This is a genomic window from Streptomyces sp. NPDC048644, assembly GCF_043199105.1.
Taxonomy (GTDB): Bacteria; Actinomycetota; Actinomycetes; order Streptomycetales; family Streptomycetaceae; genus Streptomyces.
Genome location: NZ_JBICVO010000006.1, coordinates 335,483 through 352,382 on the forward strand (window position 1 = coordinate 335,483; position 16,900 = coordinate 352,382).

General features: G+C 69.8%; 12 protein-coding genes and 2 tRNA genes. 2 read left to right on the top strand and 12 right to left on the bottom strand.

Annotated elements, in window-relative coordinates:
- Positions 1–402: 402 nt before the first annotated feature.
- Positions 403–475, bottom strand: a tRNA-Ala gene (locus tag ACGFNI_RS16590).
- 128 nt (positions 476–603) lie between these two features.
- Between ACGFNI_RS16590 and ACGFNI_RS16595 the strand changes: the two genes are divergently transcribed.
- Positions 604–1,152, top strand: a complete 549-nt coding sequence (locus ACGFNI_RS16595) for a helix-turn-helix domain-containing protein (protein WP_393684359.1) — start codon at positions 604–606, stop codon at positions 1,150–1,152.
- A 56-nt stretch (positions 1,153–1,208) separates the two neighbouring features.
- Complete coding sequence (locus tag ACGFNI_RS16600; RefSeq protein ID WP_393684361.1) at positions 1,209–2,567, top strand: serine/threonine-protein kinase; 1,359 nt, start codon at positions 1,209–1,211, stop codon at positions 2,565–2,567.
- Positions 2,568–2,603: 36 nt separating this feature from the next.
- Here the strand turns inward: ACGFNI_RS16600 and ACGFNI_RS16605 are convergent, their stop codons facing one another.
- The 11 genes from ACGFNI_RS16605 to dnaN all read right to left on the bottom strand — a co-directional run bounded on the left by ACGFNI_RS16605 (position 2,604) and on the right by dnaN (position 16,382).
- Positions 2,604–4,034, bottom strand: coding sequence for a hypothetical protein (locus ACGFNI_RS16605; protein WP_393684363.1), 1,431 nt, complete (start codon positions 4,032–4,034; stop codon positions 2,604–2,606).
- Positions 4,028–5,959 carry a VWA domain-containing protein gene (locus ACGFNI_RS16610; protein ID WP_393684365.1) on the bottom strand — a complete coding sequence of 644 codons (1,932 nt, stop codon included), beginning with the start codon at positions 5,957–5,959 and terminating at the stop codon, positions 4,028–4,030. Before ACGFNI_RS16610 ends, ACGFNI_RS16605 begins: the two co-directional genes overlap by 7 nt.
- A 234-nt stretch (positions 5,960–6,193) precedes the next feature.
- Positions 6,194–6,328, bottom strand: coding sequence for a DLW-39 family protein (locus ACGFNI_RS16615; RefSeq protein ID WP_003958712.1), 135 nt, complete (start codon positions 6,326–6,328; stop codon positions 6,194–6,196).
- 190 nt (positions 6,329–6,518) lie between these two features.
- Positions 6,519–6,592: transfer RNA gene (locus ACGFNI_RS16620), tRNA-Ile, on the bottom strand.
- Positions 6,593–6,680: 88 nt separating this feature from the next.
- Positions 6,681–7,361, bottom strand: a complete 681-nt coding sequence (locus tag ACGFNI_RS16625; protein ID WP_393684367.1) for a DUF3566 domain-containing protein — start codon at positions 7,359–7,361, stop codon at positions 6,681–6,683.
- A 15-nt stretch (positions 7,362–7,376) separates the two neighbouring features.
- A complete protein-coding gene (gene gyrA, locus ACGFNI_RS16630; protein ID WP_393684369.1) occupies positions 7,377–10,001 on the bottom strand; it encodes a DNA gyrase subunit A in 2,625 nt (874 codons plus the stop codon).
- A gap of 50 nt (positions 10,002–10,051) precedes the next feature.
- Positions 10,052–12,106, bottom strand: a complete 2,055-nt coding sequence (gene gyrB / locus ACGFNI_RS16635) for a DNA topoisomerase (ATP-hydrolyzing) subunit B (RefSeq protein ID WP_393684371.1) — start codon at positions 12,104–12,106, stop codon at positions 10,052–10,054.
- Positions 12,107–12,416: 310 nt separating this feature from the next.
- Positions 12,417–12,950 (bottom strand): DUF721 domain-containing protein, encoded by a 534-nt coding sequence (locus tag ACGFNI_RS16640; protein ID WP_393684372.1) that lies wholly within the window; start codon positions 12,948–12,950, stop codon positions 12,417–12,419.
- A complete protein-coding gene (gene recF / locus ACGFNI_RS16645; RefSeq protein ID WP_393684374.1) occupies positions 12,947–14,131 on the bottom strand; it encodes a DNA replication/repair protein RecF in 1,185 nt (394 codons plus the stop codon). The genes ACGFNI_RS16640 and recF overlap by 4 nt, the downstream gene beginning before the upstream one ends.
- Positions 14,132–14,169: 38 nt before the next feature.
- Positions 14,170–15,048 (bottom strand): phosphogluconate dehydrogenase (NAD(+)-dependent, decarboxylating), encoded by an 879-nt coding sequence (gene gnd, locus ACGFNI_RS16650; RefSeq protein ID WP_393684376.1) that lies wholly within the window; start codon positions 15,046–15,048, stop codon positions 14,170–14,172.
- A 203-nt stretch (positions 15,049–15,251) separates the two neighbouring features.
- On the bottom strand, positions 15,252–16,382 hold the full coding sequence (gene dnaN / locus ACGFNI_RS16655) for a DNA polymerase III subunit beta (RefSeq protein ID WP_393684378.1): 1,131 nt from the start codon (positions 16,380–16,382) through the stop codon (positions 15,252–15,254).
- Positions 16,383–16,900 lie beyond the last annotated feature (518 nt).

A 16,900-nucleotide genomic window follows, 5' to 3' on the forward strand; every position in this document is an offset into this window, starting at 1 on the left:
AGCCCGGCACGACCGTCTGGCCCGCCGCCGCCAGTGGATCGAGGCCGTCTTCGACCCCCTCAAGGCCGGCTCAGCCTCGAACCTTACGGCGGCCGAACCCCGGCCGGCGTCATAGCCCACGTCGGCCAACAACTCCTCGCTCTTGGCGCCGCAATCCGGCACAACTGGACCACCGGAGCCAAGACCAAACGATCCCTGATCCCCTATGACCACTGAAGGCATCGGACTCATTCGTCCAGGGGATCGTCAGGGGGCACAGGGGACAGGCGAGTGCGCGCCCCCTGGGGAAACAAGGGCTGCATCCCCTCGCACCCGCCCCGGCGTGCGCACATGTGCGCACCGTATGCGCACTAAAAATGCCCCCTGAACCCGCGTTTCCGCAGTTCAGAGGGCATTTAGAGGTGGAGCCTAGGAGAGTCGAACTCCTGACATCTGCCATGCAAAGACAGCGCTCTACCAACTGAGCTAAGGCCCCTTCGCGAACCAGGGTACCTGGTGCACCGGTGGTTTCCCGACCGGGTATCGCCGGACACCGTCGCTCTCCGTAGGATGCACCGCGAGATTCGCGGCAGCGAAGCGGGATCGGGGAGATGGGGAGACGGCATGGACACAGCACAGCAGGAAGCCACCGCGCGGGCCCGGGATCTACAGCGCAGTTGGTACGGGGAGCCTCTGGGTGCGCTGTTCCGTCGTCTCATCGATGACCTGGGCCTCAACCAGGCACGACTCGCCTCCGTTCTCGGTCTTTCCGCGCCGATGCTGTCGCAGCTGATGAGTGGTCAGCGCGCGAAGATAGGCAACCCGGCCGTGGTGCAGCGGGTGCAGGCGCTGCAGGAACTGGCCGGCCAGGTCGCCGACGGCAGCGTGAGCGCCGCCGAGGCCACCGACCGCATGGACGAGATCAAGAAGACCGCCGGAGGCTCGGTGCTGAACAACACCGCGCAGGCGACGTCGTCGACCGGAGCGACGACGGTGCGGCGCGTAGTGCGCGAAATCCAGTCACTCCTGCGGTCCGTTTCGGACGCAGGCGACATCATCGACGCGGCGAACACCCTCGCCCCCACGCATCCGGAACTGGCAGAGTTCCTCAGGGTCTACGGCGCCGGTCGCACCGGCGACGCGGTCGCGCACTACGAGGCGCACCAGGGTTAGGCACGGCGCGGGCCCGCAGCGGAGCGTGCGGATTTCAGGAAAGCGGACGGGGCACCATGGGTGAGATCTTCGCCGGTCGGTACGAGCTGATCGACCCGATCGGACGCGGTGGTGTGGGTGCGGTCTGGCGTGCCTGGGACCACCGGCGCCGCCGCTACGTCGCGGCGAAGGTGCTCCAGCAGAGCGACGCGCACACGCTGCTGCGGTTCGTGCGCGAGCAGGCGCTGCGGATCGACCATCCGCATGTGCTGGCCCCGGCGAGCTGGGCCGCCGACGACGACAAGGTCCTGTTCACCATGGATCTGGTGAACGGCGGCTCGCTGGCGCATCTGACCGGTGATTACGGTCCGCTGCCCGCACGGTTCGTCTGCGTCCTGCTGGACCAGCTGCTGGCGGGGCTGACCGCGGTGCACGCCGAGGGTGTGGTGCACCGCGACATCAAACCGGCGAACATCCTGCTGGAGTCGACCGGCACCGGCCGCCCGCATCTGCGGCTCTCCGACTTCGGGATCGCGATGCGCAAGGGCGAACCGCGGCTCACCGAGACCAACTACGTGGTGGGCACGCCGGGTTACTTCGCGCCCGAGCAGATGTGGGGCGCCGAACCGGACTTCCCCGCCGATCTCTTCGCCGTCGGCCTGGTCGCGCTGTATCTGATCACGGGCGTCAAGCCGGACGCCGAGGCGCTGGTGGGGCGCTTCCTGGAGCACGGCGTCCCGAACGCGCCCGAGGGCGTGCCGGAGCCGCTGTGGCAGGTGCTGGCCATGCTGCTGCACCCGGACCCGGAATCGCGGTTCAAGACGGCGACGGGGGCGCGCAAGGCGGTGCTCTCCGTGGCCGAGCTGCTGCCCGAGGCGACGATCGAGGAAGAGATCGTCGAGGTCTTCGACCACATAGGACCGCTGCCTTCCGGCTTCGGTCCTGACGGGCCGCTCCGTAACGCGAAGGGCGGCGAGGGCACCGGCACCGCGCCGGCGGCCGGACAGATCTCGATGTCCGACACCGGGAGCTTCGTTCTCGCACCTCCTGGTGGGCGGTTGCCCGTGCCGCAGCCGCCGGGTACCCCGCCGACGCCGGTGCCGCAGCCGGGTGCCACGCCGTCGGCGCCACAACCGGGATCCACTCCGCCGGCGCCGCGGATGCCCGCCGCACCGGCCGTGCCGCCCCCGGGACCTGGCTACCGGCCGACCGCAGCGGTACGGAACGATCCGCCGGCGACCCGGCCGTACACGGCGGGCCCGTACCCGGCCCCCGGACAGCCTCCGGCCATGGCACCCGGTGGGCACCCGCCCCTGGCACAGGCCGCCGCCGCACCGGCGAGACGACCGGGACCGCCCCCGAAGGTGGCGGTCCCGGTACTGATCGTCGCGCTGCTGTGCATCGCGTTCGGGGTCTGGGCGCTGCTCTCCTCCTGACGCGTCCGTCCCAGGGGACGCCGGGACGGTCAGCCGCTACCGGTCCCCCGGCTGCCCGAACTGCTGTGGCGGCAGGTCCTCTTGGGAAGGCGGCGCGGGCGGTACCGGGCGCTGGGCGGGCTCGGTGGGCTGGGACGGGGACACCTGCTGCGGGAAGGGCGGCGGCGCGGCCGGTACCGCCGCCGCGCCCCGCCGCCGTGCCACGAGCGTCCAAGCCGCCAGACCGGCCAGCAGCACCACGCCCGCCCCGAGCCCGGCGTAGCCCAGTGTCCTGAGGCTGCCGCCGTCCGTCGCTTCCTGCGCGGTCAGGCCCTTGTCGGCCGTCTCGCGGTCGTCGGGTGTGACGGTGAAGTCGCGGGTGGGCTCGGCGTATCCGGGCCCGGCGTGGGCCTTGCCCCGTACGTCCACCCGCAGGGTGAGGTCGGCGCCCTGGGGGAAGAACTGGGTGGTGTCGGGGTGGAGGGTGACCTCCAGGTAGTACCAGCCCGCGAACCGCATCGCCTGGACGGCGTCGCTGTAGTCGAAGCGGTTCCCGTAGTCGACCGGCGCGGTGAACATCTTGGCGGCGGCCGGTTTCCCGTCGTACGGGACGAAGGCGTCGTCGTCGACGGTGCCGCGTGCCGGGTTGTAGACGGTCAGGCCGAACGCGTCCGAGACGTGCGCGGAGGCCGTGGCAGTGGAGTTGGGGAGTTCGGCGCTCAGGTTCAGCCGCTGGCCCCAGTCGACGGGCACCCGGTAGAAGCGGGTTTCGCCCGGCCGGATGCGGTCCTTCCACAGGCCCTGGCCGATGGATCCCGCGTCGTTGAACCCGGTGCCGCCCCGGGCCTTGCGCTTGCTGCCCGTGGTGGGCGGCGCCGGCGTCTCGGTGGGCCGGCTGCCCTCGGCGGGTTTCGCCGGGGTGCTGCCCTTGAGGGCGGGCTCGGCGATGCGGGTCAGCTCGATCGGCCAGGTGTCGGGCCCGGACGTGGCCGAGCCCTCGCGGCCGACGACGAGGTAGTACGGGCCGGCGCTCTGGCAGTTCGTACGGTCGCCGCCGATCCGGCGGGTGGCGTAGTCGCCGATGGGGTACGGCGCACCGCCGCCGTGGAAGGCCGCGTCGGCATCCCTGTCGCAGGTGGTGCCGCTGCTGTCCTGCACGCTGAGGGTCAGCTTGTCGCGGTGGTCCTCGACCTTGGTGCCGTGCGGCGGGGCGGCGACCACGGAGAAGTAGGCGTTGGTGCGGGCGTCCAGAGTGACCACGTAGTACTTCTGCTCGCCGCGCTTGAGGGTGTCGGTGTGCGGCCCCTTGCCGAACTCCTGGGCGTCCGCGGCGCTGGCGGTGCCCCGGAGCGGGGTGGCGCCGTCCGCCGTCCGGTACGCGGGGAGGCCGTCGGCCGAGGCCACACCCACCGCTCCCGGCATGATGGTCACCACCGCCAGCGCCGTCAGTACGGCGAGCCCGCTGTGCGTCGTACGCCCCGTCACCACGATCCACCCCTCGTCGGATCCGCATTCCCGCCGTCCGGCCGCGGCTTCCTGCGCGCGCGGAGGAAGGCCACCGCGAGCCCGGCGAGCAGCAGCACGCCCACGCCGATGGAGACGACCGGCAGCAGCGGACCGGAAGTCCATCCTCCACCGCGGGTGGGCCCGTTGTCCGCCGAGGCTGCGGAATCGTCCGGTGCGGTCCGCTGCACCGCGACCGAACCGGCCTGCGGGCCGGACTTCGCCGTGCCCAGCACCGCGACCCGCAGCACCACACCGATCTGCGGATCGCGGGCGATCTCGGCGGCCTTGGCGCCCAGCGTCACCGCGATGTAGAAGTCGCCGTTGCTGTGCACCGGCTTCACATTGGGGTTCGTCTCGTAGCGGTTGGTCCAGGCGACCGGCACGGTTCCCATCCGGAGCAGGGCCGGACGGCCGGTGTACAGGGTCTGCTGGGTGAACTCACCGGTTCCGCTGCCCACCGGAGCGCGGTGGGGCGTGTAGACCTGGGTGCGCCCGAAGGAGAAGTGGCCGCCGTGGCCGTTGACCGTCGGCTCGTTGGCGAACTGCACGTCGTAGCGCAGCTGCTGGCCCCAGCCGACCGGCACCTTGTACCAGAGGGTCTGTGCGGGCAGCAGACGGTCCCGCCAGACGCCCTGACGCAGCGTGCGGGCATCGTTGAAGCCGGAGCCGCCTGTGACGTCCTGAGGGGCTCCTGTGGGCAGCGAGGCGCCCTTGCCGCCCGCGCCGTACTCCGGCTCCGACTGAGCCGGGGTGACGCCCTTCTTCAGCGGATGTTCCACGTGAAACATCAGCTCCAGCGGCCAGCGTGCGGCCTCCGATCCCCTGGCCGCCTTCCGTTGGACGGCCAGCCAGTAGCGGCCGGCCTTGTCGCAGCCGCCGGTGCCGCTCTGGGACGGGATGCGGCTGACGCCGGAGGTGAGCGGGGCGGCTCCTTCGTGCTGGCCGAACAGTTCCGTGGTGGAGTCGCAGGAACTGTCGGTGCCGTACACGACCTTGGTGTTCAGAGCGTCGAGGGAGTCGACGGCGGCGCCTGGCTGCGGCACCACGGTCGCCGAGAAGTCGGCGGTGGAGGCGGCGTCGAGGTCCGTGGCGTAATACCGCGTCTCGTTGGGGCCGATGGTGTCGCGGTACTGCCCCGGAACGATGCCCGGCGCGCCCGTGCGGGTGGCCGTGCCGCGGACCTTGTCGCCCTTCAAGCGGTAGCCGTCGGCGGAGAGTTGACCGGCTCTCTGGAGCTGGCGGGTCAGCGACCCGGCGTCCGGCGCATCGTAGTAACGGCCGTTGCCCGCCTTGGCGACGCACTCCAGCTGTTCCCTGGCCTTGCCCGCGACCTGGAAGCCGATCGCGTCGATCCGCAGGTTGGCGGCGCTCTTGCCGAGCTGTGCCGCCACCTGACAGGGCGGCGGCGTACGGCAGTTGTCCTCGCCGTCGGAGATCAGCAGGATCGTCCGGCTGCCGTCGGAGCCGGCGCCGGCGGCCGGCAGGTCCTTCGCGGCGCTGCGCAGGGACAGCCCGATGGGGGTGTCGCCCTTGGGTTCGACGGCGGCCACCGCCTTCTTGATGCCGGACCGGTCCAGCGCGGTGACCGGCTGGGCGAGGCGGGTGTCGGCACAGCCCTTGGGCCGGTCGGCTCCGTAGACCCGCAGTCCGGTGGGGTACCCGTCGGGCAGGGCGTCCACGACCGTGCCAACGGCCTTGCGCGCGGTGGCGATTCGGGTGCTGCCGGAGCCGTCGCCGCCGGCCATCGAGCCGGACGAGTCCAGCACCATCACCATTCCGGAACCGTCACCGGCCGGTGCCACGGGCGCGGCGGGCGCGGCTGCGGCGGTCTGGAGCGGCGTCCCGCACAGGGCCAGCAGCAGCCCTCCGACCAGCGCCGCCGTCCTTCCTCGATGTCGTCGTGACACGTTTCTCGTCCCCCTCGCGCACCGTGCGGCAGGCCCGCCTACCTAGACTTTGCCAATGCAACTCAATAATGTGCTGTAGCAAATTCATGAGTGGGGCGTCACGGTCCTGCGACCCCGGCCGCCGGCCGTCCCGCCCGCGGCCACCGCCGCGGCCCCCACCCGTCCCGCGACGCACGGAACCCCGGCCGCCAACCGGCGACCGGGGTCCGTACGAAATGTGCTGTGCGTCTGGTCTCACACACCCGAACCTGCGGGCACGGAGTCGGTCGCCTCCGTCCACAGATCCTGCTCGGCGCGATCCGCCTGGATCTGGCGGTACACGAGGAGCCCGCCGATGGCGGCCAGTGCGACCAGGAGAAGCTTCTTCACCGCGCGACCTCGTCTTTCGTTGACGTAGGGGACCTATGTGGGCCGATGATACACACCGGTCGATACCGATCGGTTACCTAGTCCACCGTTGGCAACGACCTGGCGCCGGCGGCGCGCGCAGTGCCAACTTCCGCCCCCTGCAAAAGCATCGGCCCGGCCGGAGAAATCTCCGGCCGGGCCGATGCTGCGGTGCGGCTACCAGGACTTGAACCTGGGGCCTCTTCCTTATCAGGGAAGCGCTCTAACCGTCTGAGCTATAGCCGCTCGTTCGCTGCACCGAAAGATTAGCGCACTTCAGAGGCGTTCCCAAAATCGGTTCGCGGGCCGCCTCCACGACCCGCTCCCCGACCCGTCATTCGTCCTCGGCGAGCGTCAGCTCCACCCCGCCGACGAAGCCCGCCGACAGGTTGTAGATGAACGATCCGAGGGTCGCCAGCGCCGTCGCGAGAACGACATCGATCACCGCGATGATCGTGGTGAACATCAGCACCCGCGGCAGCGAGAGGAACGACTCCAGGTCGAAGCCGCTGCCGTCGCTCGACCCCGTCGCCTGGCTGATCGTCCCGCCGACGGTGGTGAAGACGCCCATCGCGTCCATCACCATCCACAGCACGGCGACCGCCACGATCGTGCAGACACCCAGCGCGATGGACAGCAGGAAGCTGACCTTCATCACGGACCACGGATCGGCCCGCGCCACCCGCAGCCTGGCCTTGCGCGTCCGCGGCTCCGTACGGGCCCCGGTGCGGGGCAGCCGCACCGACGGGGCGCCGCCCTTGCCGCCGCCCGTGGCGTACGCCTGAGGCGGCTCGTAGGGCTGCTGCCGGCCCGGCTGCGGCGCGGGCTGCGGCTGTGACTGCGGGTACGGCTGGCGTGTATCGGTCACGGTTCCCCCCTGGTACGGGCCCTCTTCCCGGGGGCCGCCGGGCGCGGCGGAGCCACGGGCGCTGTCTTCCGTCACGGTTGCGGGTCCGGATGACGAGCCTTTCCCGGCTCCCGATCCACCCGCCGCAGCGCCCGTGGCTCCACTCACGACCTACTCCTCGTGCTACTCCGCCGCGGGCTGCCCGCCCTCGGCCGCCGCCGACTCGGTCCCCTCGGCCTCAGTGGTCTCATCGGGCCCCTCGACCCCATCGACCTCTTCGGCCTCGCGCCCGGCCTCGGCGTTCCGTGCGATGCCGACAACGGCATCACGCTTGCCCAGGTTGATCAGTTGGACGCCCATGGTGTCACGGCCGGTCTCCCTGACCTCGCTGACCCGCGTACGAATCACGCCACCGCCGAGGGTGATCGCCAGGATCTCATCGCTCTCCTCGACGACCAACGCCCCGACCAGCGAACCCCGGTCCTCCACGATCTTGGCCGCCTTGATGCCCAGACCGCCGCGGCCCTGGACGCGGTACTCGTCCACGGGGGTGCGCTTGGCGTACCCGCCGTCCGTCGCGGTGAAGACGAAGGTATCGGCGCGCACCACATTCATCGAGAGCAGTTCGTCGTCCTCGCGGAAACTCATGCCCTTCACACCGGAGGTCGCGCGGCCCATCGGGCGCAGCGCCTCGTCCGTGGCGGTGAAGCGGATCGACTGCGCCTTCTTGCTGATCAACAGCAGGTCATCGGCGCCCGACACCAGCTCGGCACCGATCAGTTCGTCGTCCGTGCCGTCCTCCTGCTCGCGCAGGTTGATCGCGATCACGCCGCCGGAACGCGGCGAGTCGTAGTCCTTGAGCGGGGTCTTCTTGACCAGACCCGCCTTGGTGGCGAGCACCAGGTACGGGGCGGCGTCGTAGTCCCTGATCGCCAGGATCCGGGCGATCTGCTCGTCCGGCTGGAAGGCCAGCAGGTTGGCCACGTGCTGGCCGCGCGCGTCCCGTCCCGCGTCCGGCAGTTCGTACGCCTTCGCGCGGTAGACCCGGCCCTTGTTCGTGAAGAACAGCAGCCAGTGGTGGGTGGTCGAGACGAAGAAGTGGTCGACGATGTCGTCTTCCTTGAGCTTCGTGCCGCGGACGCCCTTGCCGCCGCGCTTCTGCGAGCGGTAGTCGTCGGTCTTCGTCCGCTTCACGTAGCCGCCGCGGGAGATCGTGACGACGATGTCCTCCTCGGCGATCAGGTCCTCGATGGACATGTCGCCCTCGAAGGGCACCAGCTTGCTGCGCCGGTCGTCGCCGAACTTGTCGACGATCGCGGCCAGTTCGTCGCTGATGATCTGCCGCTGCTTCTCCGGCGACGCGAGGATCGACTGGTACTCGTGGATCTTCTGCTGGAGTTCGTCGTGCTCGGCGGTGATCTTCTGGCGCTCCAGGGCGGCCAGCCGGCGCAGCTGCATCTCCAGGATCGCGTTCGCCTGGATGTCGTCGATGGACAGCAGGCCCATCAGGCCCTCGCGCGCCACGTCGACCGTCTCGCTGCGCCGGATCAGCGCGATGACCTCGTCGATCGCGTCCAGCGCCTTGAGCAGACCGCGCAGGATGTGCGCCCGCTCCTCGGCCTTGCGCAGCCGGAACTTCGTCCGCCGGACGATGACCTCGACCTGGTGGTTGACCCAGTTGCGGATGAACGCGTCCAGGGAGAGGGTGCGCGGCACCCCGTCCACCAGCGCGAGCATGTTGGCGCCGAAGTTCGTCTGGAGGTCGGTGTGCTTGTAGAGGTTGTTGAGGACGACCTTGGCGACCGCGTCCCGCTTGAGGACGATGACCAGCCGCTGGCCGGTGCGCGATGACGTCTCGTCGCGGACGTCCGCGATGCCGCCGATCTTGCCGTCCTTCACCAGGTCGGCGATCTTCTGCGCGAGGTTGTCCGGGTTGACCTGGTACGGCAGCTCCGTGACCACCAGGCACTGGCGGTTCTGGATCTCCTCGACCGCCACCACCGCACGCATCGTGATCGAGCCACGGCCGGTGCGGTACGCCTCCTCGATGCCCTTGCGGCCCACCACCAGCGCGCCGGTCGGGAAATCGGGGCCCTTGATGCGCTCGATCAGCGCTTCCAGCAGATCCTCGTTGGACGCCTCGGGGTTCTCCAGCGCCCACTGGGCACCGGCGGCGACCTCGCGGAGGTTGTGCGGCGGGATGTTCGTGGCCATACCGACCGCGATACCGGCCGAGCCGTTGATCAGGAGGTTCGGGAAGCGCGCCGGCAGGACCGTCGGCTCCTGGTTACGGCCGTCGTAGTTGTCCTGGAAATCGACGGTTTCCTCGTCGATGTCCCGCAGCATCTCCATGGAGAGCTGCTTCATCTTGCACTCGGTGTACCGCATGGCCGCGGCCGGGTCGTTGCCCGGGGAACCGAAGTTGCCGTTGGAGTCCACCAGCGGCATCCGCATCGACCACGGCTGCGCCAGACGCACCAGGGCGTCGTAGATCGAGGAGTCGCCGTGCGGGTGGTACGTACCCATGACGTCACCGACGACGCGGGCGCACTTGTAGAAGCCCTTCTCGGGCCGGTAGCCGCCGTCGTACATCGCGTAGAGCACGCGGCGGTGCACCGGCTTGAGGCCGTCGCGGACATCGGGCAGCGCACGCGAGACGATGACGGACATCGCGTAGTCGAGGTAGGAGCGCTGCATCTCCGTTTCGAGCCCGACGGGCTCGACGCGCATGCCCACGCCTTCAATGGCGGCGGGGGCGCCCTCGGCGGTCACGCCGTCCGGGATGATCGGGGGATTCTCGTCGGCCATGCTGGTTCAAAATCCTTTCGAGCTGCGGCTGTTGTACGGGCCGACAGGGCTCAGATGTCGAGGAAACGGACGTCCTTGGCGTTGCGCTGGATGAACGAGCGGCGCGCTTCGACGTCCTCGCCCATCAGCACCGAGAACAGGTCGTCCGCACGGGCCGCGTCGTCGAGCGAGACCTGGCCGAGCACCCGGTGATCGGTGTCCATGGTCGTCACCCGCAGCTCCTCGGCGTTCATCTCGCCGAGACCCTTGAACCGCTGGACCGAGTCGTCCTTGATCCGCTTGCCGGCCTGCTTGCCCATCTGGATCAGCGCGTCGCGCTCCGGGTCGGAGTAGGCGTACTCGAAGTCGTCCCGGCCCCACTTGATCTTGTAGAGCGGCGGGCGGGAGAGGTAGACGTGCCCGGCCTCGACCAGCGGTCGCATGAAGCGGAAGAGGAAGGTGAGCAGCAGGGTGTTGATGTGCTGGCCGTCGACGTCGGCGTCCGCCATCAAGATGATCTTGTGGTATCGGAGCTTCTCGATGTCGAAGTCCTCGTGGACCCCGGTGCCGAACGCCGAGATCAGCGCCTGGACCTCGTTGTTCTGCAGGATCTTGTCGACCCGCGCCTTCTCGACGTTGAGGATCTTGCCTCGGATCGGAAGGATCGCCTGGTACTCGGGGTTACGGCCGGACTTCGCCGAGCCGCCGGCCGAGTCACCCTCGACGATGAAGATCTCGCACTTCGTCGGGTCGTTGGACTGGCAGTCGCTGAGCTTGCCAGGCAGCGACGCCGTCTCCAGCAGCCCCTTGCGGCGGGTCAGATCGCGCGCCTTACGGGCGGCGACCCGGGCGGTGGCCGCCTGGATGCCCTTGCGGATGATGTCCGCCGCCTCGTTGGGGTTGCGGTCGAGCCAGTCGGTGAGGTGCTCGTAGACCACCTTCTGGACGAAGGTCTTCACCTCGGTGTTGCCCAGCTTGGTCTTGGTCTGGCCCTCGAACTGCGGCTCGGCGAGCTTGACCGAGATGATCGCCGTCAGACCCTCGCGGATGTCCTCGCCCGTGAGGTTGTCGTCCTTCTCGCGCAGCAGCTTCTTGTCCCGCGCGTACCTGTTGATCAGGCCCGTCAGCGCGGCGCGGAAGCCCTCCTCGTGGGTACCGCCCTCATGGGTGTGGATGATGTTCGCGAAGCTGTAGACACCCTCGGTGTACTGGGTGTTCCACTGCATCGCGATCTCGACCGAGAGCATCCGCTCCTTGTCCTCGGCCTCCACGTCGATGACCGTCGGATGCACCAGCTCGCCCTTGCGCGAGTTCAGGTACGTCACGAAGTCGACGATGCCGCCCTCGTAGTGGTAGCGCACGGAGAGCGGCTTGCCCTCCTCGTCCACGTGATCGGGGCGCTCGTCCCGCAGCGCGATCGTCAGGCCCTTGTTGAGGAACGCCATCTCCTGGAAGCGCCGGGACAGCGTCTCGAAGCTGTAGACGGTGGTCTCGAAGATGTCGCCGTCGGCCCAGAACGTCACCGAGGTGCCGGTCTCGTCCGTCGCCTCCTGCTGGGCGAGCGGCGCGGTCGGCACACCGAGCTTGTACTCCTGCGTCCAGCGGTAGCCGTCCGTGCGGACCTCGACCGCCACCCGCTGCGACAGCGCGTTCACGACGGAGACACCCACGCCGTGCAGACCACCGGAGACCGCGTAGCCGCCGCCGCCGAACTTGCCGCCGGCGTGCAGCACCGTCATCACGACCTCGACGGCCGGCTTGTTCTCCGACGGCACGATGCCGACCGGGATACCGCGGCCGTTGTCGACGACGCGGACGCCGCCGTCGGGCAGGATCGTCACGTCGATGGTGTCCGCGTGCCCGGCCAGCGCCTCGTCGACGGAGTTGTCGACGACCTCCTGGACGAGGTGGTGCAGACCCCGCTCACCCGTCGAGCCGATGTACATGCCGGGGCGCTTGCGTACCGCGTCCAGGCCCTCGAGGACGGTGATCGCGCTGGCGTCGTACGACGTCTCCGCCGAGGAGTCGCCCATGGCGCCGGCCGGAACCCCCTCTTCGGTAGAAGCCGTGTTGTTCTCGTTGAGGTCGCCGGAGTCGGCCACGAAGCGCCCTTTCTGGCACAGCACGAGCCCTTCCGCGCCTGTGGGGAAAACCCCTGACAAGACAGGCGGGAGCGGCTGCGTCGTTCGACATGTTCCGCAAGTGGGCGGGATTGCCATCAGTCTACCGGTAGCGCCGACACTCATGGGGGTTTGCAGGCACCTGAGTCGTCATGTGCCGCCCTGAACTCACGTCCGCCGACTCCCCATATCTGAGAAGGGGCCTCAGGACGCTCACGCGGGCACTCAGCGCTTCGGGCTGTCAACCGGCCGCAACCGTGAGCGGAGTCTCATCAGCCCCGCATCCGGACACCCCTCACCAGGGCTTCCGCACGGCTCAGCCGTACGTGTCCCCAGGACCCTGGCTGCCCGGCGCCCGCAGCGGTCCGTACCGTCGCGCGGGACCGCCGGGCCCCAGCACCTTGATCAGCTTGACGGTGCCCTGCCCCAGGTCCTGGTTGAGCCGTGCCACCAGCTGCGGCGCCAGCAGCCGCAGCTGCGTCGCCCACGCCGTGGAGTCGCACTGCACCGTCAGCACCCGGGCGTCCTCGTCGTACTTCTGCGGCTCGCAGTGCTGCGCCACCTCGGGCCCCACCAGCTGCGGCCACCGCCCCATCACGCCGCCGACCGCCGCCGGCGTCTCCCAGCCGCGCTCCGTGATCAAACGGTTGATGGCGGCGCCCAGCGGCAGCGGATCCCGGCCGTCCGCCCGCGCGCCCGACCGCAGCCCGCCCCGCCTGGCCTGCTTCTTCTGCTGCGCGGCTGCGCCACGGGCCCGTGCCTGCTCCTTCGCCGCGACCAGCGCCTGCCGCGCCAGATCGATGCCGGACAGTTCGGGCGGCTTGGGCGGCTCCGGCTGCGAGGACGTCACGGCGCCAGCTTTTCCGCGGTGCCGTCGGACACCGCGAAGCGCGCACCGGCCAGCACACCCGGCACGTCATCGGCCACCGCCGCCGTCACCAGCACCTGCTCGCCGGGCGCCACCAGCTCCGCCAGCCGCTCCCGGCGCCGCGCGTCCAGCTCGGCGAAGACGTCGTCGAGTACGAGGACCGGCTCGCCCACCCGCCGCTCGCCACCGCCCTCCGGGGAAAGCCCCACGGCGTGCTCGCCCTCCGACCGCAGCAGGTCGTAGGAGGCCAGCCGCAGCGCCAGCGCGTACGACCAGGACTCACCGTGGCTCGCGTACCCCTTCGCCGGCAGCTGACCGAGCTTCAGCAGCAGATCGTCCCGATGCGGCCCGACCAGCGTCACCCCGCGCTCGATCTCGTTCTTCCGGGCGCCGCCCAGCGCCTCCAGGAGTACGCCGTACAGCTCCTGACGGGTCGACGCCTCGGCCATCGCCTCGCCCGCCGAGCCGCGGTAGTCGAGCCCCACCGGGCCGCCGCCGGGCGCCAGTTGCTCGTACGCCTTGTCCACCAGCGGTTGCAGTGCGGCGATCAGATCGAGCCGCTGCGCCAGCAACTCGGCGCCCGCGCGGGCCAGATGCTGGTCCCACACGTCCAGCGTCGACAGATCCATCTGGCGCCCGCCGTGCCGCCGCGCCAGCGCCGCGGTCTTCAACAGGGTGTTGCGCTGCTTGAGCACCCGGTCGTAGTCCGAGCGCACCCCTGCCATCCGCGGCGAGCGGGCGGTGATCAGCTCGTCCAGGAACCTGCGGCGCTCGCCCGGATCGCCCTTGATCAGCGCCAGGTCCTCGGGCGCGAACAGCACCGTCCGGACGATCCCCAGCACGTCCCGCGGCCTGACCTGCGAGGACCTGTTGATCCTGGCGCGGTTGGCCTTGCCAGGGTTCAGTTCCAGCTCGACCAGCTGCTGCCGTTCGCCCTGGACGACGGCGGCGCGGATGATCGCGCGCTCGGCGCCCATCCGCACCAGCGGCGCGTCGGACGAGACCCGGTGGCTGCCGAGCGTGGCCAGATAGCCGACCGCCTCGACGAGGTTGGTCTTGCCCTGGCCGTTGGGGCCCACGAACACCGTCACGCCCGGTTCGAGCGGGACCTCGACCCGGGCGTACGAGCGGAAGTCGGCGAGCGACAGATGCGATACGTGCATGGAGCTGCGCCGACCTCCCGCGGCTGCGGACCTGCTGACTACTTCTTGTTCTCCACCGCGTGGCCACCGAACTGGTTGCGCAGCGCGGCGATCATCTTCATCTGCGGGGAGTCGTCCTGACGGGACGCGAACCGCGCGAACAGCGACGCGGTGATCGCGGGCAGCGGCACGGCGTTGTCGATCGCCGCCTCGACCGTCCAGCGGCCCTCACCGGAGTCGGCGGCGTACCCGCGCAGCTTCTCCAGGTGCTCGTCGTCGTCCAGGGCGTTCACCGCGAGGTCGAGCAGCCAGGAACGGATGACCGTGCCCTCCTGCCAGGAGCGGAAGATCTCCCGCACGTCGGTGACGGAGTCGACCTTCTCCAGCAGCTCCCAGCCCTCGGCGTACGCCTGCATCATGGCGTACTCGATGCCGTTGTGGACCATCTTCGCGAAGTGGCCGGCGCCGACCTTGCCGGCGTGCACCGAGCCGAAGTCACCCTCGGGCTTGAGCGCGTCGAAGATCGGCTGCACCTTGGCGACGTCATCGGCGGCGCCGCCGTACATCAGCGCATAGCCGTTCTCCAGGCCCCAGACACCGCCGGAGACGCCGCAGTCGACGAAGCCGATGCCCTTGGCCTTCAGCTCCTCGGCGTGCTTCTCGTCGTCGGTCCAGCGGGAGTTGCCGCCGTCCACGACGATGTCGCCCGGCGAGAGCAGCTCGGCCAGTTCGTCGACCGTCGCCTGGGTGGCGGCACCGGCAGGCACCATGACCCAGACCACCCGCGGACCCTTCAGCTTGCCCACAAGCTCTTCGAGGCTGTGGACATCCGCCAGGTCAGGGTTGCGGTCGTATCCGACGACGGTGTGGCCGGCGCGGCGGATGCGCTCGCGCATGTTGCCGCCCATCTTGCCGAGACCGACGAGACCGAGCTCCATCAGAGACCCTCTTTGCACGTAGTCGTTGCTTTTCGTACCTGCATCGAGCCTACGCCCGAAGGTGCGTGCACACCTGTGGGCTCAAGCGCTCATAAGCCGGTCGCCCCAAGGGGTCCTGGACCGGTCAGGGCAGCCCCCGCGCGGCGCCGCCCTGACCGATCGCCGGGCGGGGCCGCGCAGGCTGATGCCCCGGCCGCAGGCCGTCAGCCCGAGAGCCGCACCGGCATGATCAGGTACTTGTACGCGTCGTCCGCCTCGGCGTCCTTCGCGGGCCGGCCGCTGAGCAGCGCGGGCTTCGTCGAGGTCGTGAAGGACAGCTGGGCCACCGGGGAGTCGATGGCCGACAGGCCCTCCAGGAGGAAGCCGGGGTTGAAGGCGATCGAGATGTCGTCGCCCTCCAGGTCCGCGTCGACGCGCTCCACAGCCTGTGCATCGTCGCTGGAGCCGGCCTCCAGGATGAGCACACCCTGCTCGAAGCTCAGCCGGACCGGGGTGTTCCGCTCCGCCACCAGCGCCACGCGCTTGACCGCCTCGACGAACGGCGCGGTCTCGATCACCGCCACGGAGTTGAACTCGGTCGGGAAGAGCGTGCGGTACTTCGGGAGGTCGCCCTCCAGCAGCCGGGTGGTCGTACGGCGCCCGGCCCCCTCGAAACCGATCAGGCCCTCACCCGAACCGGAGCCGGACAGCGCCAGCGTCACGGTGTCGCCACTGCTCAGCGACTTGGCGGTGTCCAGCAGCGTCTTGGCGGGTACCAGCGCGACGGCGGACGCGTCCGGGTTCTCCGGCTTCCACAGGAACTCGCGGACGGCGAAGCGGTAGCGGTCGGTGGAGGCCAGGGTGACGGTGTCGCCCTCGATCTCGATCCGCACACCGGTCAGCACCGGAAGGGTGTCGTCACGGCCGGCGGCGATGGCCACCTGGGCGGCGGCAGCGGCGAAGACCTCACCGGGGACGGTGCCGGTGGCGGTGGGCATCGTCGGCAGGGCCGGGTACTCCTCCACAGGCAGTGTGTGGAGGGTGAAGCGGGAGGAGCCGCAGACGACGGTCACGCGTACACCGTCGGTGGAAATCTCCACCGGGCGGTTGGGGAGGGCGCGGCAGATGTCGGCGAGCAGCCGGCCGGAGACGAGGACCGTGCCCTCTTCTTCCACCTCGGCGTCCACCGAGACGCGTGCCGAGACCTCGTAATCGAAGCCGGAGAGGCACAGGGTGCCGTCCTCCGTCTTCAGCAGCAGGCCCGCGAGGACGGGCACCGGCGGACGGGCCGGGAGGCTCTTGGCCGCCCAGGCCACTGCCTCCGCGAGTACATCGCGCTCCACCCGGATCTTCACCGGAAACCGCCTCCTGCTGTTGCTGGCTCTCGCCCTGCTGGCTTTCGTCGTCGGCTGAGTTGCCGGAGACCAGTCTGACGCACGCCACCGACAGTCGGTGCTGCTCGGGGTCAAGTCGACTCGACGGGCGGTCGGCGCTCCGGACCCGAGTTGTGCACAGGCCCCGTTTCCGAGCGAGTTCCCCGGTAGATATCCGTGGTCGTAGTAGTAGGGCCTGTGGAAACCGTGGACAACTGCTTTTTCGCAGGTCAACGCGGATTTTTTGTCCACCGGCCCTGTGGGTGGCGGTCGTGGATAACCCGGGCTCTCTGTGGACCGCCCGAAGTTCTGCACACCCGATACACAGGCGAGGGCCACTTCTCCCCAGCGCCGTCCCCAGTTTTACCCACGTTCCCCACAGCCCAACCCACCACCTTGGTGTGACCGCTTTCACTCGGCACGGTGAGGGCGGGTGTTGCGTTGCCGAACAGTGGACAGGGGTGTGGAGAAGCTGGGGACAACCCTCGCTCACCTGTGGG